We start from the raw sequence: 21,048 nt of genomic DNA, 5'->3' as shown, positions 1-21,048 counted from the left end.
TCTCCTCCTCCTTCGCCCTGGCCCTCGCCCGGGCCCGCGCGGCCGACCCGGCGGCGGGCGAGGGCGAGCTCGTCGCCCGCGCCGACCGCGCCCTCGCCCTGGAGGTGCTCGCGTGACCGGGCGGATCCGCGACGCCTCGCTGTGGAACCAGGGTCAGGCCAAGATCGACTGGGCCGCGCGGTTCATGCCCGTGACCAGGGGAGTCTCGGCGCAGCTGCGCGAGAGCGGATCGATCGCAGGGCTGCGCATCGGCCTCGTGCTGGTGCTCGAGCCCAAGACCGCCACGCTCGCGCTGGAGCTCGCGGCGGCCGGCGCCGACGTCAGTGTGATGTGCGGCGCCTCCACACGCACGACGACACGGCGGCGGCTCTCGAGCACGCCGGGGTCGCGGTGTTCGCCCGCTCGGACGCGACGACGGCCGACGACCACGCCTTCGCGCTCGCGCTGCTGGACCGCCGTCCCGACATCCTCGTCGACGACGGCTCCTCGGTCACTCGCCTCGCCCACGCCGAGCGGCCGGTGGCGTTCGAGACGCTGCGCGGGGCGACGGAGGAGACGACGAGTGGGCTCCGTCCGCTGCGGGTGATGGAGCGCGAGGGAGCGCTGCGGATCCCGGTGCTCGCCGTGAACGATGCGCGCTGCAAGACGCTCTTCGACAACCGGCACGGGACGGGGCAGTCGACGCTCCTCACGATGCTCGACCTGCTCGCCACTCCGCTCGACCGCGCGCACGTCGTCATCGCCGGCTTCGGGCCGGTCGGCCGCGGAGTCGCCCAGCACGCCCGCGCGCTCGGAGCGCGGGTGAGCGTGGCCGAGGTCGATCCGGTGCGCGCGCTGGAGGCGGTCTTCGCCGGCTACGACGTCGCTCCGCTCGAGGACGCCGCCCGCACCGCCGACCTGCTCGTCTCGGCGACCGGCATCGCGCACACCATCGACGTCGAGCACCTGCTCGCGCTGCCCGAGGGAGCTGCGGTCGCTGTCTCGGGAGGCGTCGCGCAGGAGATCGCGATCGACGAGGCCGTCGAGGCCGGCGCCGTCCGCGAGAGCATCGGCCACGCGCTCGAACGCTTCGTGCTGCCCACCGGCCGCTCGATCGTCGTCCTCGACGACGGCGGCTGCATCAACTGCACGGCGGGAGAGGGCAATCCGATCGAGATCATGGACCTCTCCTTCGGCGTGCAGGCCGCGGCGATCGACCTGCTCGCTCGGGAGGCGGAGAGCCTCGCGCCGGCGGTCCACCTGCTCCCTCCCGAGGTCGACGACCGGGTCGCGCGCGCCAAGCTCGCGGCCCTCGGCCTCTCGATCGACCGCGCCAGCCCCGCTCAGCGGGACTTCCTCGGCAGCTGGACCTCGACCGGGCGCCGCGCCGCGCCGCTCCGTGATGGAGCCCGCTCGTGACCGCGCTGCTCCGCCTGGAGGGTGTCGGCGTCACCTACCGCAGCGCCGAGCTGCCCGCGCTCGTCGAGGCGTCGTTCGAGGTGTCGAGCGGCGAGGTTGTGCTCGTCGCCGGGCCCTCCGGGTGCGGCAAGAGCACGCTGCTCCGAGTGCTCAACGGTCTCGTGCCCCGCTCGTACCGGGCGGAGGTGACCGGCCGGATCGAGGTGGAGGGTCGCGAGGCGGGACCGCTCGCCCTGCGCGACATCTCGGAGGTCGTCGGCACGCTCCTCCAGGACCCGGCGAAGCAGGTCGTCGGGCACAGTGTGCTCGCCGAGATCGCCTTCGGGCTCGAGAACCGCGGGACACCGCCGCGCGAGATCCGCGAGCGCGCGCACCGCGTCGCCGAGCGGCTCGGGCTCACCGCGCTGCTCGCGACTGCGCCGCACGAGCTCTCAGGCGGTCAGCTCCAGCTCGTCGCGTTCGCCGGGATCCTCGTGCTCGAGCCGAAGATCATCGTGATCGACGAACCGTTGGCGAACCTCGACCCGGATGCGGCCGACGTGCTACTCGCCGCGGTCCGCTCGTACGTCGACGGAGGCGGGGCGGCCGTGATCGTCGAGCACCGTGTCGACGAGGTGCTCGCGCTCGATCCCGACCGGGTGGTCTACCTCGAGGAGGGGCGTGTGGTGTACTCGGGCGGCGTCGCCGGGTTCCTCGAGGTCGCGTCGCCGGAGTCGGTGACGCTGCCGTTCTCGGCGTTGCTCGCGAGCGCGTCGGGCGAGGAGGAGGCGGTGCCCGCCGCGCCTCCGATCGCCCCGGGGGCCGCGGCCCGCCTGCACTTCGAGGGAGCCGAGCTCGGCTACGGCACACGGACCATCCTGGCCGTCGAGCGCCGCTTCGAGGCGGGGGAGCGGGTGGCCGTCCTCGGCCGCAACGGCGCGGGCAAGTCGACCCTGATGCGCGCCGCCGTCGGACTTGTCGCTCCGACCCGCGGCCGGGTACTGCTCGACGCGCGGCCCGTGCACGAGCTGAGCGCGGCCGAGCTGGTCTCGACCTGCGGCTACCTCTTCCAGAACCCCGGGCAGGCCCTGTTCAGCGAGAACGTGGCGGCCGAGCTCGCCTTCGGGCCCCGCAATCTCGGGGTTCCGGAGGAGGAGATCCCCGCGATCGCCGACGCGGCACTGCGCGCAGTCGCTCTGCACGATGTGCCGGGAATCCTTCAGCGCCCGCCGCGGACGCTCTCGTTCGGGCAGCAGCGCCGGCTCGCGGTGGCGCTGGCCCTGACCCTCCGCCCGCGCACGCTGATCCTCGACGAGCCGACCGCGGGCCAGGATCAGCGCTCGTCCCGCCACTTCCTCGACGCGGTCTGGGCGATCGAGGGCATCGACAGCGTCTACTTCATCACCCACGACATCGACATGGCGCTCTCGCGGGCCGACCGGATCGTGGTCGTCGACGGCGGCGGGATCGTGGCCGACGCGACTCCTGCCGAGATCGTGCACGACCACGGGCTGTGGCACGCGCCCGGCACCCCGGCCCACGAGCGGGCCGTGCTCCGCGAGACCGACTTCGTGCGGGCCGCGCGCAGCCACGGACCCGCGGCCGGCCGCCTCCCGCCCCCTCGATCTGGCCCGGCGCTGCGCCGGGCCGAGAACACTGCTCCCCACCCCCTCGAAAGGACACACCCGTGACCACCACCGCGACCTCCGCACGGACCGGTCCCTGGACCGTCTCGTCCCGCACGATCGTGTTCGGCGCCGTCGGCGCCGCGCTCTACGGGGCCCTCGGTGCCCTGAGCTTCGTGCTGCCCGGCACCATGATCTCGATCCGACCGGCGATCGCGATCATCCCCTTCGTGGGTCTGCGGTTCGGCCCGATCGCCGGGTTCTTCACCGGTGCCGTCGGCAACGCGATCGTCGACCAGATCCTGGGCTACGGGTTCCTGACCTACTGGAACTGGAGCATCGCGAACGGACTCGTCGGCCTGCTCGCGGGACTCATCGGCTACTACGCGAAGGAGCCGCGCACGACCGGCCGCCAGGTCGTCTGGTCCGCCGCCATCGCGGTCGCCGCGGTCGTCGTCGGCCTGCTCTTCACCGTGACCGACCTGCTGCTGGGCGTCACCGTCGAGTACTGGTTCTTCGGCTCCTACCTGCTCGCGATCGTCGCCACGGGCATCACCGCGGTGATCCTCGTGCCCGTGCTCGACCGGGTCTGGAAGCCGCTCCAGAACCTCGCCGGGCGCTGACGGGCGCGCGAGATGGAGGTATCGCCTCGGTATCTCGGCGGCGACTCCTTCCTCGGTCGTCGGGACCCTCGGGTGCTCATCGTCGTCCCGGTGATGCTCGTCGTGACCGCGACGCAGGTGAAGGACCTGCGCTGGATGGCGGTGCTCACCGCGGTGGCCTTCGCCTACTACCTCAGCGCGCGGATCCCGTTCAGGGAGGTGCGCTCGAACTGGGCCGTCGTGGCCGTGTTCGTCGTCGTGTTCGCGGGCATCAACGGGATCATCGTCGGCGCGACGAGCTCGGGGGAGTCGGCGACGGGCACGACTCTGCTCACGGTGCCGCTGATCGGGCTGCCGATCACGGAGGGGGCGGTGTCGTACGCCGTCACCATGCTGCTGCGCTTCCTCGCACTGGTCGCCGTCGGCTTCCCGCTGGCCTTCGCGATCCGCCCCGGCGATCTGGCGGTCGCCTTCGCTCGCCTCGGAGTGCCGGCGCGCTTCGCCTACGGGATCGACCTGACGTTCATGTTCCTCCCGAGCGCGGCGGCCAACCTGCGGGAGACGGCGGCGGCGCAGCGGTTGCGCGGCTACGAGCGCGCCGACACCCGCAACCCGGTGCGGCGGCTGCGCGAGATCGCTCCGCTGATGGTGCCGGTGACCATCACCTCGTTCGTCGACGCGGAGGACACGGTCGACGCACTCGATCTGCGCGGCTTCGGAACCGCCAAGCGCACCTGGCTGCGTGAGATCCGCTACACCCCGGCCGACTGGACGGTGACGGCGCTCGCCGTGCTGCTGGCCGCAGCCGCCTCGGTCGCGAGCCTCGCGGGCCTCATGCCGTCGGCGTGGATACCGTGACGGGCGTCGAGGTCCACCTCGCCCCCTGGGTCGTGCCGGTGCTGGGTGAGCCGATCCGCGCGGGCGCTGTCGCTGTGCGGGGTGAGCGGATCCTCGCGGTCGGTCCGCGCGCCGAGGTGCTCGCTGAGACGGGCGGCGCGGAGCAGGTGCACGAATGGCCCGGCGTGATCGTGCCGGGCCTCGTCAACGCGCACTCGCACCTCCAGTACACCTGCATGTCGACCGTCGGCGCCGGCCGCTACCTCGGTTTCGAGGACTGGTCGCGGGCGTTCCAGGTGGTCTACGAGCAGCCGCACGACTGGCGGGCCTCGGCAGCGGACGGCCTCGCGATCGCGGTCTCGACGGGCACCACCGCCATCGCCGACATCGTGACCGACCTCGACGCGCTCGACGTGCTCGAGGCGGGACGCGTGCACGGCATCGCCTACTGGGAGCTGATGAGCCTCCTCGAGGACGACTGGCGCGGCAGCGGCCGGGCGATCACAGCCGAGCTGGTGCGCACCTCCGGGGTCGCTCGCATCGGGCTCTCGCCGCACGCCCCCTACTCGCTCGACACCCCCGTGCTCAGCGATCTGACCGGGCTCTCGCAGGAGCTCGGCGTGCGCCGGCACCTGCACCTGGCCGAGTCGGCGTGGGAGGCGGAGTACACGATGCACGGCCGCGGTGACCTGGCGGAGCAGTGGCGCCTCTGGGGCTACGACGGCTTCCACCTGCTGCGCAATGGCGGCAGCGCGCTGCGGCCCGTGGCCTACGCCGAGACCATCGGAGCGCTCGGCGAGGACGTGCACATCGCGCACGGCATCTACGTGGATGCGGAGGACCGGGCGACGCTGCGGCGGGCGGGCACCTCCGTCGCGCTCTGCCCGCGATCGAACGCGGTGATCGGGCTCGACGAGGCCCCGGTGGCCGACTACCTGCGTGAGGGCAATGCGATCTCGGTGGGCACGGACTCGCTCTCGTCCACTCCCTCGCTCGACCTGCTCGGAGACGTCGCCGAGCTGCACCGGATCGCACGGGCCCAGGGGTACACCGCGCGCGATCTGCACGCGCGGCTCCTGCACGCGGCGACGCTCGGCGGGGCGATCGCGATGGGCTCGGCGGACTCGTTCGGCGCTCTGACCGCAGGTTCCCTCGCGGACCTCGCGGTGCTCGATCTCGGCGGCTCGACCGCGCACGACGTGGTCGCTGCGATCGTCGAAAGCGGCGAGGGATCGGCCCTCGCCACGATCATCTCGGGGGAGGTCCGATGGACGCGAAGCTGACGGGCGGGCTGGTGGAGCGGCGGAGCGTGGACGGGCGCGTGCTCGAACGTGTGCGACGACCGGCGCTCGCCGCGGCGATGGGGCTGGAACCGCATCCGGAGGGTGGCTGGTACCGGCGCACATGGACCTCACCGGAGCGGTTGTCGCTCACGGGAGACGACGGAACGGTGCGGGAGCGGCCCGCGGCCACGCTGATCGTGTTCCTGCTTCCGGCGGGAGAGACGTCGGCCTGGCATCGGGTCGCCTCGCCCGAGACCTGGATCTGGAACGGGCTGGGCCGCGTGGCGGTGCAGTACGGCGGAGTCGGCGACCGGCCCGTGGACGCCGAGACGGTGCTGCTCGGGTCGCCGGTCGACGGCCTCGCGGTGCAGGCACTCGTGCCGGGAGACGTGTGGCAGCGGACGCTGCCGTCGGCGGAGGACGCGGTGGTGAGCTGCTTGGTGTCGCCGGGGTTCGACTTCGCGGACTTCTCGATGCCGGAGGCGTGAGGGGCTGTGGCGACGCCCCCACGACGAAGGCTGAGCGGCCCGAATCCCACCCCCTAGGGGCGGGCCGGGCCGCTCAGCCTTCGTTGCGCGGTCAGACGCCGCGGCTTGCCCAGACCGGGCGGCCGAGTCCGTCGTACTCGACCAGGTTGCCGTCGTCCTGCATCACGAGGCGGAAGGGCTGGACCTGACCGTTCGGGCCGGAGGAGAAGGTCGTCTTGGGTCCGTTGCCCCAGATGCCCTCGCCCTCGCCCGAGCCGGGCGCGTAGACGACGAGGTCGCCGAAGAGATCCAGCGCGATGACGCTGTCCGGCACCGAGGTGCCCGTGAACCAGTCGGCACCGCGGGCGCCGTAGACGACGAAGTTGCCGTCGTACTGCATCTCGGCGCGCCATGCGCCGCTGGCCGAGGTGAGCTGCTCACCCGCAACAAGGGAGTCCTCCTGCTGCAGGGTGTCGCGTCGGAGCTGACCGCTGCTGCTCCAGAGCGGCTCCGTCTGGCTCCCCCCGATGACGAGGACTCCGCGCGGGGTGAGAGTCATCTGGGCGCCGGGGTTGCCGGCCGTTCCTGACGACCACTTCACCGAGCCGTCGGCGCCGTAGATCACGGCGTTGCCGTCGCGCTGCATCTCGAGCCGGTTTCCGGCGCCCGTCGTCTCCGTCGACCACTGCGGCTGGCCGGAGGTGTAGATCACGAAGTTGCCGTCGGACTGCATCGTCGCACGGCTCGCGTCTGCGGTCAGCTGCTGCCCGGCGGTCAGCGACTGTCCGGGTTCGAGGACGACGACATCGGGTGCAGTGATGCGGCTGTTCACGCTGCTCGCCCACGCGGGCGAGCCGCTAGCGCGGTAGACGACGAGGTTGCCGTCGTCCTGGATCCGGAGAACGGAACCGGGCTCGCCGTCGGTGCCGGTCGACCAGACCGGGCGGTTCGCGGCGTCGTAGACGACGACGTTCCCGTCCGTCTGCACGACCAGGCGATCACCGCGGCCCTGCGTCCCCGTGTTCCAGCCGCCGCGGACAGCGCCGGAGGAGTAGACCACGGCGTTCCCATCGTCCTGCATGCGGAAGGTGGCCGTGGCGGACTGGATCGACTGCCCCCGCTTGAGCTCCTCGCCGCCGACCAGGACGTTCGAGGACGCCGCGGTGGGCTGAGCTGACGAGTCCTGAGCAGACGTCGTCGGAGCGATGTCCTGCGCGAACGCGCTGGGCGAGCCCAGGAGCAGGACGCCCGTCATCGCGATCGCAGCGAGCCCTGTGGCGAACGGACGGGAGGGGGGAGGTGTCATGGAGGTTCTCTTTCGAATGGTGGTGAGTCGTCATCGGGCGTCTCCGAGTGCCGATCGGCAGTCGTCTCGCCTCTCGTGGCGACCGCTGGCGATCAGCCAGGGTCACGCCCTCGAGATTTTTACCAGAACGGAGCCTGCCTCACTATTCGTTCCGATACCGATCACATCTCGAAGTGGCGGGGATCGAATCCCGTCGCCCGCCGCGGCACACCTCCTGCTCGTCGCGTAGGGAGCCCCTATGCCGTGATGCGGGCGTTCGACAGCGCGAGCAGCCTCACCGAGCGCAGGCGCGCCTCCGTCTGCAGCGATGCGTGCGCGACGATGACCTCGTCGGCATCGGCCGAGCGGGCGAAGCCGGTGACGTAGTCGGCGACCTGGTCGCCGGTGCCGACGCCGGTGTAGTGGGTCATGCTCGCGACGTGCGCGCCGATCGGGGCGCTGAGCAGGGCATCGAGCTCCTCGTCGTCGAAGGTGCGGTCGAGCGGGATCTGCCCGCTCTGGCGCAGCAGCATCATCAGGCGGGCCCGCTTCATCTGCGCGAACTGCTCGCGCGCGTCCTCCTCGGTGTCCGAGGCGATGGCGTTCACTCCGGCGATCACGTGGGGGGCGTCGAGCTGCTCGGAGGGGCGGAAGCCGCGCCGGTACTCGGCGACGGCCTGGTGCAGCGCCTCCGGGGCGAAGTGCGAGGCGAAGGCGTAGGGCAGGCCGAGCGAGGCGGCGAGCTGCGCGCCGAACAGCGACGAACCGAGGATGTACAGCGGCACGCCGGTGCCCGCGCCGGGGGTGGCGCTGACGCCGGGGACGCGCGACCGCCCGGCCAGGAACGCCTGCAGCTCGAGCACGTCCTGCGGGAAGCGGTCCGACGACTCCGGATCGCGGCGCAGCGCGCGGAAGGTGGCCTGGTCGCTTCCGGGAGCGCGGCCCAGCCCGAGATCGATGCGTCCCGGATGCAGGCTCTCGAGGGTGCCGAACTGCTCGGCGATCGTGAGCGGTGAGTGGTTCGGGAGCATGACGCCACCGGAGCCGAGGCGGATGGTCGACGTCTGCGAGGCGACGTGGGCGATCAGCACCGAGGTCGCGCTGGAGGCGATGCTGGCCATGTTGTGGTGCTCGGCGTACCAGACCCGGCGGTAGCCGGCGCGCTCCGCCTCCTGCGCCAGGGCGACCGACGCCGCGAAGCTCTCGCGGGCGGTCTCTCCGGGGGCGATGGGGGCGAGGTCGAGGATCGAGAGGGGAACGCTCATGCAGGGGTGAACGTTCGCGGAGGCCGCGGTGTTCCCGTGGCGGACGCCTTCCTCACGCTTCGGGGATGTCGCGGCCGTAGGCCTCCAGCGTGACGGCCTCGGGGTCCGGCCCGCCGCGCACGCCGGCCTCGAGGGCGTCGATGCGGGCGAGCTCCGAGCCGGAGAGCGCGAAGTCGAAGACGTCGATGTTCTCGGCGATCCGCTCGGGTCTGGTCGACTTCGGGATGACCTGGCGGCCCTCCTGCAGGTGCCAGCGCAGCATAACCTGCGCCGCCGTCTTGCCGTGTGCGGCGCCGAGCTCGAGGAGCACCGGGTCGTCGAAGCTGCGGCGAGGGGAGTCGCGGTAGGCGGTGATCCCGCCGATCGGCGACCAGGCCTGAGTGAGGATGTCGTTCTCGCAGCCGAAGCGCTCGACGCGCCGCTGCTGGAAGTACGGGTGCACCTCGAGCTGGTTCACCGCGGGGACGACGTCGGTCTCGGCGATCACTCGGGTGAGGTGCTCGACCAGGAAGTTGCTCACTCCGATCGCCCGCACCCGCCCGTCGGCGAGCAGCCGCTCGAGCGCCCGGTAGGCGTCGAGGGTGCGCTCGAAGGCGCCCGGCAGGGCCTGGTGAAGGATCAGCAGGTCGATCCGTTCGACGCCGAGCTTGCCGGCGCTCTTGTCGAAGGCGTGCAGCGTCTCGGCGTAGCCGTAGTCGCTGATCCACACCTTCGTCTCAAGGAACACGTCGTCGCGGCCGGCGATCGCCTCGCCGACCTCGCGCTCGTTTCCGTAGGCGGCCGCCGTGTCGATGTGCCGGTAGCCCGCGTCGAGCGCGGCGGTGACGGCGGCGCGGGTCTCGTCGGGCGGAGTCTGGAAGACGCCGAGTCCGAGGGCGGGGATCTCGACACCGTTGTGGAGAGTGAACGTGTTCATGGGGCCACGCTACGTCCGCGGGCGCCGAGTCGCCCGAGAATTGCGGCGGGGCTCCGGCGGCGGCCGGATCGTCCGGTCTAGCGTGACGGGATGCATCCGAAGCGGGAGTCGACGACCGTCGAGCGTTCCGCGCTCGTCCGCCATGCTCGCGGGTTCCTGGTGACCCCGCTGGAGAGCGGCCGTGGTGAGGCCTGAAGCGGGGGCCGAGTGCCCCGGCCTCGATGAGCTGGCCCGGCGCGCCCTCGCGCTGACCGGGCCGGGCCGCCGCGCGATCGTCGCGATCGCAGGCAGCCCCGGAGCCGGCAAGACCACGCTCGCCCGCGCCGTCGTCGCCCGGGCGAACGAACTCGCGGAGGAGGGGACCGCCACCGTCGTGCCGATGGACGGCTTCCACCTCGCCAACGCGATGCTGGACGAGCTCGGCCGCCGCGACCGCAAGGGCGCGCTCGACACCTTCGACGGCTGGGGCTTCCTCGCTCTGGTCCGGCGGCTCCGGATCGAGACCGACCATGTCGTCTATGCGCCGACCTTCGAGCGCACGGTCGATGAGGGAGTGGCGGGGGCGCTCGCCGTGCACCCCGCCGCCTCGCTCGTGGTGCTGGAGGGCAACTACCTCCTCGTCGATGAGGGTCCGTGGGCGCTGCTGCGCGCCGAGTTCGACGAGGCCTGGTTCTGCGCGACGCCCGAGACCGAGCGCTTCGAGCGCCTCGTCGACCGGCACGTCTCCTTCGGCCGGGCCCCGGAGGCGGCGTCCGCCTGGGCCTCCGAGGTCGACGGCGCGAACGCGGTGCTGATCGAGGCGACCCGCGGGCGGGCCGACCTGATCGTGTCGGGAACGGCGGCGGGAGTCGTCTGACGCTCGACGTCGGCTTCACGAGGGCCTCGTCCACGACGTGGAGGAGGTTTCTCATCCGATGACCTGCCCGTGCGCGCCGTGCCCCGCGGACGGTGCCCCGGGGAGCCGCCGCTGAGGACGGAATATGGTCCCGCGCTCGTCCGCTCACAACTGTCGCGTGGTGGAGTCTCGTGTGCATCGCCAGGAGCACCTCCGATTGCCCGAGTGGTTTTCTTCTCCAGCACAGTTCTTCCTGAGGTAGATAGTGCAGTCGTTCTTCAGATCTCCCGGAACTCCGCGATGTGCTCGCTCGACGGGGGATCGGAAGATCTCCAGGAGGGGAAAGGATAAGTCGATGACGCAGAGGTCGGTCGCCGGCGTTTCGAGTAAGAATGCCGCACTCATCACGCTCATCATCGCTACCTTCGTGCTCGTCGGGAGCATCTTCTTGACGACCTCGGGCGATGTCCCGCTCGGTGCCGTCGCCGCGGTGGTGGGCATAGCGCTGCTGATCGCCGGGTTCATGCAGATGTCGAGGACACGCTCCCAGCGGTAGTCGGCGCGGCGCATCCGGCTCCGGGCGCACTGATGTCTGTCGTTCTCGTGAGCGTTGGCAAGCGTTCCGCCTGCTGTTCGGCGAACCCGCGTCCACCGCGCCGGTACCGCGTGATCGCGCCGATGCTCTCCAGCCGTTCGAGAGCCAGAGAGGCGGTCGAGGTCGGCGCGCCCGCGTCGGAGGCGATGTCACCGACGTTGTTCCAACGCCGACGCCCCTCGAGCGCCTGGTCGGCCAGGGTGCGCCACGCCAGTTCGTTGCCCTTCACGCGCGGCGTCCTTCCGCAGGTTTTCCTGTACTCGAGGTTCCAGTAAATCCTGCAACCGCGATGCCAGGATGTCCTGAAGACCCCCCGCGCCCCCGGGGACAGCAGTGGCTGGAGCCTGAAAAGGGGGTCGGCGCGGGGATCGCGACGCGCGGTCCGTCGAACCGCGTCGTCGCCACCGCATCCCGATCGGTCACGAGGAGCCCTGCCACTCCGGGCGCGCTTCCTCAACCCCTCCGTGCTCCCGGCCGGAGGCCCGGGCCCGTCGCGTACCGTGATTGCCGAGTCACGACGCCCACGAGGGAGACACCATGACGGAGCAGATCGGAATCCCCGAGGCCACGGCGCTGGGGAGCGAGCAGCGGAGCATCGCGATCCTCGGGGCGGGCGGCGACCTCACCGAGCGGCTGCTGCTGCCGGGCCTGGGCCGGGTGGCCGAGCTCGCGCGTGATCTCGAGCTGACGATGATCGGGGCGGCGCGCACGCCGCAGAGCGACGAGGAGTGGCAGGGGCTCGTCCGCCGCAGCCTCGAGGAGGCGGGAGTCGCCGCGCACACGGTCGAGGCGCTCGCGTCGCGGGCGCGCTTCGTCGCCACTGACGCCTCCGACCCGGAGCAGCTGAAGGCCCTCCTCGACGCGTGCCCGTCGACTCCGGTGCTCTACGTTGCTCTGCCGCCGGCGATGGGGCACGTGGTGGCCGCGTCGCTCGCCGAGCTCGACCTGCCCGAGGAGCTGGTGGTCGCGATCGAGAAGCCGTTCGGCGAGGACCTCGACGACGCGATCGCTCTTAACGCGGCGTTCGCGAGGGTCCTCCCCGAGAGACGCCTCTGGCGCATCGACCACTTCCTCGGCAACGCGACCGTGCTGGGCATGCTGGGCCTGCGCTTCGGGAACCGCCTGCTCGAGGCGAGCTGGAGTGCCGAGCAGATCGAGAAGGTCGAGATCGTCTACGACGAGACGCTCGGGATCGAGGGGCGTGCGGCCTTCTACGAGAAGACCGGCGCGCTGCGCGACATGCTGCAGAGTCACCTCCTGATGGTGCTCGCGCTGACCGCGATGGAGCGCCCCGACGAGGTCACCCCGGAGGAGGTCCACGCGCGGATGGCCGAGGTGCTCGGCACCGTGCGGCTCTGGCGGGACGACCCCTCCTCCGCTCGCCGCGCCCGCTACACCGAGGGGCGCGTCGACGGCCGCTTCCTCCCCTCCTACGCGGACGAGCCCGATGTCGACTCCGAGACCGGCACCGAGACGCTCGCGCAGCTGCTGCTCCAGGTCGACACCCCGCGCTGGGCGGGCGTCCCGTTCGTCCTGCGCTCCGGCAAGGGGATCGGCGACCCGCGCCAGGAGGTGGCGATCCACTTCCGGGCGGCCACGCCGCCGCGCGGACTCCGCGGGGCCGAGGCGGGAACGGTCCTTCGGATCGGCCTCACCGCCGGCGACGTGCAGTTGGATGTCGTCGTGAACAGCGCCGATGAGCTGACCGACCTTGAGCGCACCACTCTGGCGGCCGAGCCCGGCGCGGCCACGCTGGACCCCTACGCGCAGGTCCTCGCCGGCCTCCTGCAGGGCGACACCCTGCTCTCGGTCCCGGGCGATGTGGCTGAGCAGTGCTGGCGCATTGTGAGTCCGGTGCTCGCGCACTGGGCCGGCGGTGATGCTCCGCTGGACGAGTATGAGGCGGGGACCGCTGGGCCGGAGGGGTGGTGAGGAGCGGTCCAGCGACGGCAGGTAGCCGGAATGTAACGGGAGTCTCGTTAGAGATGAGCATTTCCTGAGGATTTATACTCGCCTTATGGAACTGCTCGAAATATATTCGAGGTGACACTATGACCGACGACATGCACGCTGACACGACCCTTATGTGCATGATGTCCATCGTGCTCGATACGGCATCCCTGGGCCGCCATACCTACACCGGCATCGCCCAGGCCGGCGGATCAGCCACGCAGCGCCGAATCTTCGTCGACCCCCTCATCACCCGCTGGCGGTCCGAAGAAGCGGACGGCACGGTCGTCTGGGACTACGCACCCGACACTCGCACGCTGACAGGCCCCGACGGCGCCCGCGTGCTCGAGTTCGCTCCGAGACCGCGCATCCCCGAGCCGGCCGCGAGACTCGCTTTTCCCCTCGCCTTGGACATCTGGGGCCGCGCCGGCGACAGCCTCCGCCCCGTCCGTGTCGAGGACGTTCGCGAGGACGTCGCGACGGTGCTGTTGCGGCACGTCAGCGACTTCTCGCAGTTCGGATCCGTCACCATCGATATCACGCAACGCCTTATCACCGGTCTCACGACGCCGACTCAGGTCCTCCGCGCCCTCGACATCGCCCGACATCCCGCTACGTTCTGATCGGACAGTCCCTCGGTGCTGCCGCCCAGTCCGCCGCCGGGGACGATCACGCCCCGGGGACCTGTCGAGGATGTGATCGCCCGCCGCGGTGATTCAGGCCCGCGAGAACTTCGGCAAGGCCGCGGCGATCGCCTGGCTGCTGTTCCTCCTGATCGTGCTGCTCGGGCTGCTGAACTTCGCGGTCTCGCGGCGGATCGCCTCCGTCGAGAACCGCGTAGCCGCTCGCCGCTCGCCGCCGGCCCGCCTCCGCCGACACCGGCAGCTGATCGCGGGGATCAGGAGCGGAGCGGTCAAGGGCTGAGCGGAGCCCTCGGGCGGTGGGGGCGGAGGGCGGCCGATCTCCGATCCGGCGGCCCGGGAGGCGCTGCCAGCCGGCACGCCGAGCGCTCGGCTAGCCTCGGACCCACACACTCCGAGAGGCCTTCATGACTGACGACACCTCCTCGGCCGCGCCGACGCTCGAAGCCGTCGCCGCACTCGCCGGAGTCTCCCGCGCCACGGTCAGCCGAGTCGTCAACGACTCCCCCCGCGTGAAGGACGGCGCCCGTGCCGCCGTGCTCGACGCGATCGAGCAGCTCGGCTACGTGCCCAACCGTGCCGCACGTTCCCTCGCCAGCCGGCGCACCCAGACCGTGGCGCTCGTGGTCCCGGAGTCGGCGGCGAAGGTGTTCGCCGACCCGTTCCTCGCCTCGGTCGTGCAGGGCGCGGCGATGGCGCTCGCCGACACCGAGTACACGCTGACCCTCGTGATCGCGTCGGAGGCGACTCCCGAGAAGACCCGCCGCTACCTGCTCGGCGGCAACGTCGACGGCGCCCTCGTGGTCTCGCACCACAGCGGCGACCACTCCTACGCGCACCTCGGCGCCTCCCTCCCGATGGTCTTCGGCGGGCGCCCGCTGACGGAGGCGGCGGGCAGCTACGTCGTCGACGTCGACAACACCGGAGCCGCGCGCGAGGTCACCGAGCACCTGCTGGGCCTGGGGAGGCGCGCCCCGGCGATGATCGCCAGCCGCCAGGACATGCCGGCGGCCATCGACCGGCTCTCCGGCTGGCGGGCGGCGGTCGAGGCGGCCGGCCTCGACGCCTCGCTGGTGGAGTTGGGCGACTACTCGCCCGAGGACGGCGCGTCCGCAATGCGGCGCCTCCTCGACTCGGGACGCCCGATCGACGCCGTGTTCGCCTCGAACGACCAGATGGCCGCCGGCGCGCTGACCGCGCTGCGCGAGCGTGGGCTCTCGGTGCCGGGCGATGTGGCCCTCGCGGGTTTCGACGGCGACTACTTCGCGGAGGCGAGCGAGCCGCGCCTCACGACTGTGCGGCAGCCGACGAACGGCCTCGGCGAGGCGATGGTCGACGTGTTGGTGCGCCTCCTCGCCGGCGAGGAGGTCGACCGCCTGACGTTGCTGCCGACGCAGCTCCTGATCCGCGGCTCCACCGTCGCGGGAGCCTGACCGCCGCCTCGCCGTGAGGCCGGCGGAGGGTGCTCAGAACTCCTCGTAGTCGTACGGCTCAGGGTCCTCGTCGAAGAGGGGGCGGGCGATGGTGGCACGGTTGCTCTTGATGCGCGAGCGGATGTCCTCGACGGCGGCATCGACGGCGTCGGTCGTCGACTCCTCGTCCTTGATCGCGACCTCGACGGGCACGGCCACCAGCTCGCTGCTCGCGTCGAGGGTCATCTTCGCCTCGATGAGCTCGCCGTCCTCGGTGAAGGCCGGGACCGTCACCGCCTCGGAGTGATCCTGGCGGTCGATCGCGGTGACCAGGTCGAGGAGCGCCTCGGTCACGGCATCGGTCGTCACGAAGCTCTTCGAGGCGTAGGTCAGCTGCTGCATGCCCTCCACTCTCGCGAACCGCGGCGACGGATTCGCGGGCTTGCGCGGCGGGCGAGGAGCGCCTAGCTGTACTGAGCCGTGACGTCGGTGGCGCTTCGGGTCGTGTGACGCGGTCAGGCCTCCTGGCTTCATGGAGCGGTCTCGTTCAACCACCGCCAGGAGGCCTCGATGTCCCACGCTAACGCGCGATTGACGGTTCACGGGAGGCTGCTGCTCGTCTCGCGTGTGCTCGACGACCGCCGGCCGGTCGCTCACGTCGCGAAGGAGCCCGGGGTGTCGAAGGAGTTCGGGGTGTCCCCTTTCTTCGTGGATGGTCAGAAGGGTCCGGCCTCTTCGCGCTCCTGCCGTGGATCTAGACTTCGTGCAACACCTACCGATGGGAAGAGAGGCAGATCCTCTGCTGGAATTCGTCTCCCGCCTCGAGAGAGTGCGGTCGTGGAACGCCGACACTTCTTACGGGGTCATGGCTGCCCGGTCTCTGACAGATCTCACAGAGGTGAGCCTTGCTTCGGTGGGGTTCGTGGAGAGTCCCTATCCGGAGGGCCTGGCCGGTCAAGAAGTTCTCGAATCCGGTGTTGATCCAGAGGTTGTAGACGAGTATGCGGCCCTTCCCGCTGTTCTGACTGTCCTCGACGGACATGTCGAGGGACTCCGAACAAGCGGTGGATATCAGCGCCACCTGTCGCAGCGGCGCAATCCGTCGGAGTTCGAAGCACACGACATGGACTCGACAAGGTGGGGCAACAAACCGAGGGGTGCGATAGTCACCTCGACGGCCGATGATCATTTTCCCGGCATGTGGTTCGCGCATCGTGCTGCACGGGACACTCTCGATGGCGTCGACGCATGGCGGGTAGAAGCGGACATCGGCCCTGGATTGGTTATCGGCTCCGCCGTGGAATGGTGTGATTGTTCGATTCGATTTGCGGCGGAGGACGGTGGGATTCGCTGGCAGAACGTGGCCCACGAATACTCGCGAGTGTCTGTGACGGCTCTCGCTGTAGCCAGAATCGATTGTTGTGAGTTCTCGTACCGCGGAGCGGTCGTATCACCGGGGTTCTGGGGGGGTGGAGACGACGGTGTGGCTTCGAGCGGGTGTCGCCCTGAAACGCGAACGGACCACCTCCTAAGAGGTGATCCGTTCACGTAGCGTCGCTGCGGGTCGGCATCAGTGCTCGGCGCGGCCCGAGTCCTCGACGAGGCGGACCTTCACGTTCACGGCGAAGGGGCCAGGGACCGTGGGATCCGCGGCGAGCAGCGCGTGCATCCGCTCGCCCACGAGGCGGAGGGTCTCGGGCGCGGGCAGGGCGGCGGAAGCGGCGATGTGCGCGGTCACGGTGGTGAACCCCTCTGACCGGTCGATGTCGACCAGGACGTCGGGCAGACGCAGGGCCAGCGACACCGCGACCGCGTCGGCGGCCGCCTCGACGATCGGCTGCGCGGGGTAGACGCCGGTCACTCCCTCGGTGTCGCGGATCTCGTCGGTCAGCCGCCGCGAGAGCGCGGTGTCGTCGGTCACTTCTGCTCCTCCCGCCGGGGGTAGACGTCGTCCACGGTCACGTCGATCGCGCCGATGGTGAGCTCGGTGTGGCGTTCGAGGGCGTAGCGGATGCGCTCGCGCAGGCGATCGGCCGCGGCGTCGACCGGCAGGCCGAACTCGAGAGCGCAGGTCACGTCGATCCGCACCACGGCACCCGGAGTCGAGACGTCGCCGTCGAGCGTGCACCGGCCCATGATGACGCCGCCCATGGTGTCGCCGGCCCGGCGGACCATCCCGCGCACGGCCGCCTCCGTCAGGGCCAGGCGGAGGGTCGGGTCGGGGTGCTGGACCGGGATGTCGCGGCCTGAGCGCACCTCGGAGCGGATCGCCTCGAGGAGCCCGGCGATCCAGATCTCGTCGCGGTCCGGCTCGCGATCGGCCTCGCGGCGCAGTGCACGCGCCGAGACCTCGGCGAGCCGGGTCAGGTTCGCGAGCGCGAGTCGGCAGGCGGCCGAGCCCTCGATCGAGGGGTCGTAGGGCTCGCGGCCGCGGTCGAGGTACTCGCTCAGCTCCTCGAGGGTGTGGCCGTCGAGGTCGTCCGCGGGCACAGTGTCGTCGACGGTCATCGCCATGCCTCCAATTCGTGGAGCAGGAATCGTCGTGCCCGGGCGAGGAGCCCGCGGACCGTCGAGACGGGGAGTTCGAGAGCGTCGGCGATCTCCTGGTAGCTGTAGCCTGCGGTCTCGCGGAGTAGCCAACAGCGTCGCTGATCGGCAGGCAATCGGTCCAGCGCCTGCCAGACGGCGTCCAGTTGGAGGCGCGCTTCGACGATGCGCTCGGGCGAGCGTTCCGGAGGCGCGGGAGGGTCCCAGTCGTCGATGTCGTCGTGGCGGCGGCGGACGCGGATCCGGTCGATCGCCTTGTTCGAGACGATGCGCATCAGCCAGTTGCGGATGTGCGCGGGGCTGTCGAGGTCGGCGAGGCGGCGCCAGCCGGTGAGGAACGCCTCCTGCACCACATCCTCCGACTCGGCCTCCGAGCCGAGGAGCTTCGCCGCATAGACCCGCATCAGCGCGCCGTGCCGGCGGGCGAGCTGCTCGAACGCCTGCACGTCGCCGTCGACCGCTCGGGAGGCGAGGGTCGCGTCGGACGCGCTCAGCAGCGGGTTGTCGTCGATGAGCGCCTCCTCCGCTGCTCGGGCGCGCGTCGGGACGCGCACAGTGCCCTCAGTGTGGGCGCCGCCCGGCATGACTACCAGCCTTGACAACCGGCCGCCGAATCCGGTGGCCGGATTCCGAGTGCCGCCGATCTGTGACGATCCGCCGCTCCGACCCGTCTTGATGACGTACGAACCTGTCGCGCGACCTGCGTGGCTCCCGATCCGGAAGAAGAACCGCCATGCACTGCTCCCTCCGTCGTCGCCCCGGGCGGATGTCATGAGCGAGTCGACCTTCACCCTCGGCAGTCCCTTCGTCGGTGACGAGCGCGCCGACCGGCGCTACGAGGTCTCGGGGGACGACCCGGCCGCCGCCTCCGCGGTCTACGCCCAGGCGTACGGGGGAGGCGAGTTCCGCGTTGCGCCGGCGCAACGCGCCTTCTCGTACCGCTACGCCGTCCGCGGAAGCGAACGGGTGACCCTGCGGACCTCCGACTGCGCGGGCGCGCTCACCGGTCACGTCCCGCACCTGAAGGAGTACGTGGTCGGCTGGTTCCGCGCCGGCGGCGGTCGACTGGACGTGCCGCCGTTCACCCGGACCGGCTCGCTCTCGAAGCCGTTCCTCTTCCCGGCGGAGCGGCACTTCGGGCTCGAGTTCGAGCCGCACCGGCAGAACCTCATCCACTTCGCCCCGGGGTTCCTCGAGGACGTCGCAACCGAGACCCACTCCGGCCCCCGGCAGCCCGTGTCGTTCGACCACGGGGCCGACGCCGACCCCGGCGTCCTCGCGCGCTGGCGGGCCGCAGTGACGGAGGCGAGCGCCGCACTCGCGACGGCCGCGATCACTCCGCTCGTGCGCTTCACCGCCGAGCTGGACCTCGCCCGCGCGCTGCTGCTGCTGTTCCCGTGGCGCGCGTGGGACGTGCCCGCCGTGCTGCGCCGCCCGTCCGCCTCCCGCACCCGGGTGGCGCTCGACTTCCTCCAGCACCACGCTCACGAGCCGATCACCCCGGCCGACGCGGCCCGCGCGGCCGGCCTGCACACCCGCACGCTGCAGCAGGCGACCAAGCGGCACCTCGCGTGTCTCCGTCGGTCTACCTGCGCGACGTGCGCCTGGACCGCGCCCGCTCGGACCTGGTCGCCGGCGACCCCTGCTCCACCACCGTCGCGGCCGTCGCCCGCGAGTGGGGCTTCGGCAACCTCGGCCGGTTCGCGAGCGCCTACCAGGTGCGCTTCGACGAGAAGCCGAGCCATACGCTGCGGCGGTGACACGCGGAGTCCGTCCGCTGGCGCACCCGCACGTCCTGCTCGTCACGCCGCACACCACGGCGTCCTTCTTCACGGCCGACCGGCGTCTCCGCGGTCACACCCAGCGCACCCCGCTGCCGGGATCGAGCCCGGCCCGTTCGTCGGCCGCTGCGTCCTCGACGCCTCCGCCGGTCGGGTCCGAGACATCGTCTGTGAAGGCGATGTCGGCGAGCCGTTCGGGTGAGGAGCCGACGTCGAACAGGGCCGCATAGTCCTGAAGGCGGTAGCGGCGCCCCACCACGGGACCGCCGGGGCTCTCGCGGTAGAGGATGACCGCGTCGCCGTCCGCGTTCTCCACCCCACGGACCCACACGAGCTGCGCCGAGCGGGGATCGAGGTTGTCCTCGACTCGCGAACGCAGATGTCTGACGAAGCGGGCGACTGCTGTGGAGTCCATGCCCTCCTCCTCCTCATGTCGACACGTCAGGCCCGAGGCGAGTAGCTCATGTCTGCTGTGGTGGTAGTCGCGGATTCGCCGTCGAGAGAATTCGTCGACGAGCTCGTCTCGGCGAAGGCCAGATCTACCCAATCGGGACAGTCGCCCGCCCGATCGTCCGAGATGCAGTAGCTGGTTTTCACTCCGAGCGTACCGTTGATGTCAACGCCGTAGTACGTGGTCACGTACTCGAAGGCCATGACGAGTCTGACGGGAATGCTCTCCGTATATGTACACTTCCCGTCTGTGCACACCTTCTTATTGGCGTAAGCACTCATACAGTGCATCAGACCCTTGAAAGATCGCGCCCTTCGGGTTGTTCGAGATGAAGCGGAGGGTTTCGAACTTGTGGATGTTGTGCTTGGTTTGAATCTTCACCCAGCCGAAGCCCTTATTGCCGTTCCATGCACCTGATCGAACAAAAAGGTTTCGTTTCTCTGAATTCTTCCACTGAAAGACTATTGTGCTTCCGTCGCCTGTAGAGGCCGTCGCGGGTGGCGCGATGCAGCCCGTCACAATTGAGAGTAGTAAGGAGACGAGAAGAACTCCGTACCTCACACTTTTGGAGTTATTCTGTGCCACTTCGAAGCCTCCATTTCATGAGCAGTGCTCGTCTTCTACGAGAGGGACTCCAGGGGTCACCTCCCCGAATTGGCGCAAAACTTCTTCTAGGAGGCGTCTTCGACTCTGATCGCCGGGGATCTGTGGTCGAATGCGGCCGCGCGCGAGCGGGGCTGGGCGACCCGACCGTTTCGCGAGCGCCTACCAGGTGCGCTTCGACGAGAAGTCGAGCCATACGCTGCGGCGGTGACGGGAGGGGCGGGCGGGTGTCGAGTTAAAGGCGAAACCGCCGTGATCGATGATCTACGGCGGTTTCCGAAACCCGCTACGGCCTCTGCCGGGGGAATATGAGCACGACTGTACCCTTACCGGTGTGATTCCACAACTCAGCCCCGCCGAGCAGGCCGCCTTGATCCACAGCCTCGCGAAGCAGCGGTTGCGGCGCTTCCGCGCGGCCACAGCGGGGGACCGAGACGCTATCGCCCTGTACCTTCTCGACTCGGAACTCGCGGCGAACCTCCACGCTGCGGTGCGTTTCGCCGAAGTCGCCCTTCGTGAGGCCATCCACCGCTCCCTCGCGGCCACGTACGGCGAGCGCTGGTTCCAGACCCATCG

General features: G+C 70.6%; 24 protein-coding genes and 1 pseudogene. 16 read left to right on the top strand and 9 right to left on the bottom strand.

Going from position 1 to position 21,048, the window contains the following annotated elements:
- Positions 1 to 330 precede the first annotated feature (330 nt).
- The 6 genes from ACH61_RS07750 (at position 331) to ACH61_RS07725 (ending at position 6,212) form a co-directional block, all read left to right on the top strand.
- A complete protein-coding gene (locus ACH61_RS07750; protein WP_161489640.1) occupies positions 331 to 1,398 on the top strand; it encodes an adenosylhomocysteinase in 1,068 nt (355 codons plus the stop codon).
- Positions 1,395 to 3,068 carry an ABC transporter ATP-binding protein gene (locus ACH61_RS07745; RefSeq protein WP_068210662.1) on the top strand — a complete coding sequence of 558 codons (1,674 nt, stop codon included), beginning with the start codon at positions 1,395 to 1,397 and terminating at the stop codon, positions 3,066 to 3,068. The genes ACH61_RS07750 and ACH61_RS07745 overlap by 4 nt, the downstream gene beginning before the upstream one ends.
- A complete protein-coding gene (locus tag ACH61_RS17345; protein ID WP_068210659.1) occupies positions 3,065 to 3,625 on the top strand; it encodes an ECF transporter S component in 561 nt (186 codons plus the stop codon). The genes ACH61_RS07745 and ACH61_RS17345 overlap by 4 nt, the downstream gene beginning before the upstream one ends.
- A 72-nt stretch (positions 3,626 to 3,697) precedes the next feature.
- A complete protein-coding gene (locus ACH61_RS07735) occupies positions 3,698 to 4,462 on the top strand; it encodes an energy-coupling factor transporter transmembrane component T family protein (RefSeq protein WP_068210657.1) in 765 nt (254 codons plus the stop codon).
- The gene (locus ACH61_RS07730; RefSeq protein ID WP_236713598.1) at positions 4,450 to 5,724 is read left to right on the top strand and encodes an amidohydrolase family protein; all 1,275 of its coding nucleotides are present in this window, start codon (positions 4,450 to 4,452) and stop codon (positions 5,722 to 5,724) included. The genes ACH61_RS07735 and ACH61_RS07730 overlap by 13 nt, the downstream gene beginning before the upstream one ends.
- The gene (locus ACH61_RS07725) at positions 5,709 to 6,212 is read left to right on the top strand and encodes a cupin domain-containing protein (protein WP_082845101.1); all 504 of its coding nucleotides are present in this window, start codon (positions 5,709 to 5,711) and stop codon (positions 6,210 to 6,212) included. The genes ACH61_RS07730 and ACH61_RS07725 overlap by 16 nt, the downstream gene beginning before the upstream one ends.
- Positions 6,213 to 6,303: 91 nt before the next feature.
- On the opposite strand, the gene ACH61_RS07720 is transcribed toward ACH61_RS07725, so the two are convergent.
- From ACH61_RS07720 to ACH61_RS07710, 3 genes are all read right to left on the bottom strand, one after another.
- Positions 6,304 to 7,497 carry a hypothetical protein gene (locus ACH61_RS07720; RefSeq protein ID WP_068210651.1) on the bottom strand — a complete coding sequence of 398 codons (1,194 nt, stop codon included), beginning with the start codon at positions 7,495 to 7,497 and terminating at the stop codon, positions 6,304 to 6,306.
- A 236-nt stretch (positions 7,498 to 7,733) separates the two neighbouring features.
- Positions 7,734 to 8,741, bottom strand: coding sequence for an LLM class flavin-dependent oxidoreductase (locus tag ACH61_RS07715; RefSeq protein ID WP_068210649.1), 1,008 nt, complete (start codon positions 8,739 to 8,741; stop codon positions 7,734 to 7,736).
- Between the two features lie 52 nt (positions 8,742 to 8,793).
- Positions 8,794 to 9,657 (bottom strand): aldo/keto reductase, encoded by an 864-nt coding sequence (locus ACH61_RS07710; protein ID WP_068210646.1) that lies wholly within the window; start codon positions 9,655 to 9,657, stop codon positions 8,794 to 8,796.
- A 181-nt stretch (positions 9,658 to 9,838) separates the two neighbouring features.
- On the opposite strand from ACH61_RS07710, the gene ACH61_RS07705 reads away from it, so the two are divergent.
- The 6 genes from ACH61_RS07705 to ACH61_RS07675 all read left to right on the top strand — a co-directional run bounded on the left by ACH61_RS07705 (position 9,839) and on the right by ACH61_RS07675 (position 15,111).
- Positions 9,839 to 10,513 carry a nucleoside/nucleotide kinase family protein gene (locus ACH61_RS07705; protein WP_068210643.1) on the top strand — a complete coding sequence of 225 codons (675 nt, stop codon included), beginning with the start codon at positions 9,839 to 9,841 and terminating at the stop codon, positions 10,511 to 10,513.
- A gap of 334 nt (positions 10,514 to 10,847) precedes the next feature.
- Complete coding sequence (locus ACH61_RS07700; RefSeq protein ID WP_068210640.1) at positions 10,848 to 11,048, top strand: hypothetical protein; 201 nt, start codon at positions 10,848 to 10,850, stop codon at positions 11,046 to 11,048.
- A 576-nt stretch (positions 11,049 to 11,624) separates the two neighbouring features.
- Entirely contained in the window at positions 11,625 to 13,019 is a 1,395-nt protein-coding gene (locus ACH61_RS07690; protein WP_082845100.1) for a glucose-6-phosphate dehydrogenase, read from the top strand.
- Positions 13,020 to 13,138: 119 nt separating this feature from the next.
- Positions 13,139 to 13,660 (top strand): hypothetical protein, encoded by a 522-nt coding sequence (locus tag ACH61_RS07685; protein WP_068210633.1) that lies wholly within the window; start codon positions 13,139 to 13,141, stop codon positions 13,658 to 13,660.
- Positions 13,661 to 13,748: 88 nt separating this feature from the next.
- Positions 13,749 to 13,961, top strand: a complete 213-nt coding sequence (locus ACH61_RS07680; protein ID WP_068210630.1) for a hypothetical protein — start codon at positions 13,749 to 13,751, stop codon at positions 13,959 to 13,961.
- A 124-nt stretch (positions 13,962 to 14,085) separates the two neighbouring features.
- Positions 14,086 to 15,111 carry a LacI family DNA-binding transcriptional regulator gene (locus ACH61_RS07675; protein WP_068210627.1) on the top strand — a complete coding sequence of 342 codons (1,026 nt, stop codon included), beginning with the start codon at positions 14,086 to 14,088 and terminating at the stop codon, positions 15,109 to 15,111.
- Positions 15,112 to 15,144: 33 nt separating this feature from the next.
- Here ACH61_RS07675 and ACH61_RS07670 read toward each other — a convergent pair whose 3' ends face one another.
- A complete protein-coding gene (locus tag ACH61_RS07670) occupies positions 15,145 to 15,492 on the bottom strand; it encodes a hypothetical protein (protein WP_068210624.1) in 348 nt (115 codons plus the stop codon).
- Between the two features lie 168 nt (positions 15,493 to 15,660).
- Here ACH61_RS07670 and ACH61_RS18840 point away from each other — a divergent pair.
- Positions 15,661 to 15,939 (top strand): annotated as a pseudogene (locus ACH61_RS18840) (hypothetical protein); the annotation flags it as partial.
- Complete coding sequence (locus ACH61_RS19300; RefSeq protein WP_169809831.1) at positions 15,839 to 16,642, top strand: hypothetical protein; 804 nt, start codon at positions 15,839 to 15,841, stop codon at positions 16,640 to 16,642. The pseudogene ACH61_RS18840 and the gene ACH61_RS19300, both read left to right, overlap by 101 nt.
- 18 nt (positions 16,643 to 16,660) lie before the next feature.
- Here the strand turns inward: ACH61_RS19300 and ACH61_RS07665 are convergent, their stop codons facing one another.
- Genes ACH61_RS07665 through ACH61_RS07655 form a run of 3 tightly spaced genes read right to left on the bottom strand, consistent with a single transcriptional unit; the run spans position 16,661 to position 18,191 of the window.
- Complete coding sequence (locus ACH61_RS07665) at positions 16,661 to 17,011, bottom strand: hypothetical protein (RefSeq protein ID WP_068210621.1); 351 nt, start codon at positions 17,009 to 17,011, stop codon at positions 16,661 to 16,663.
- Positions 17,008 to 17,598 carry an Asp23/Gls24 family envelope stress response protein gene (locus ACH61_RS07660; protein ID WP_132504590.1) on the bottom strand — a complete coding sequence of 197 codons (591 nt, stop codon included), beginning with the start codon at positions 17,596 to 17,598 and terminating at the stop codon, positions 17,008 to 17,010. The genes ACH61_RS07665 and ACH61_RS07660 overlap by 4 nt, the downstream gene beginning before the upstream one ends.
- Positions 17,595 to 18,191, bottom strand: coding sequence for an RNA polymerase sigma factor (locus ACH61_RS07655; protein WP_330220142.1), 597 nt, complete (start codon positions 18,189 to 18,191; stop codon positions 17,595 to 17,597). The genes ACH61_RS07660 and ACH61_RS07655 overlap by 4 nt, the downstream gene beginning before the upstream one ends.
- Positions 18,192 to 19,034: 843 nt before the next feature.
- Here ACH61_RS07655 and ACH61_RS19295 point away from each other — a divergent pair.
- Positions 19,035 to 19,397, top strand: coding sequence for a helix-turn-helix domain-containing protein (locus ACH61_RS19295; RefSeq protein ID WP_413784026.1), 363 nt, complete (start codon positions 19,035 to 19,037; stop codon positions 19,395 to 19,397).
- A gap of 94 nt (positions 19,398 to 19,491) precedes the next feature.
- Here ACH61_RS19295 and ACH61_RS19290 read toward each other — a convergent pair whose 3' ends face one another.
- Positions 19,492 to 19,833 carry a hypothetical protein gene (locus ACH61_RS19290; protein ID WP_082845096.1) on the bottom strand — a complete coding sequence of 114 codons (342 nt, stop codon included), beginning with the start codon at positions 19,831 to 19,833 and terminating at the stop codon, positions 19,492 to 19,494.
- A gap of 26 nt (positions 19,834 to 19,859) precedes the next feature.
- Positions 19,860 to 20,072, bottom strand: coding sequence for a hypothetical protein (locus tag ACH61_RS07645; RefSeq protein WP_068210612.1), 213 nt, complete (start codon positions 20,070 to 20,072; stop codon positions 19,860 to 19,862).
- Between the two features lie 734 nt (positions 20,073 to 20,806).
- Here ACH61_RS07645 and ACH61_RS07640 point away from each other — a divergent pair.
- Positions 20,807 to 21,048: Abi family protein (locus tag ACH61_RS07640; RefSeq protein WP_161489637.1), on the top strand; the 242-nt coding region annotated here is incomplete at its 3' end.

It is taken from the genome of Rathayibacter tanaceti, assembly GCF_001634385.1.
In the GTDB taxonomy this organism is placed as follows: Bacteria; Actinomycetota; Actinomycetes; order Actinomycetales; family Microbacteriaceae; genus Rathayibacter; species Rathayibacter tanaceti.
The sequence above is the reverse complement of the archived record's forward strand: the minus strand, read 5'-3'. Positions and strand labels throughout refer to the sequence as shown.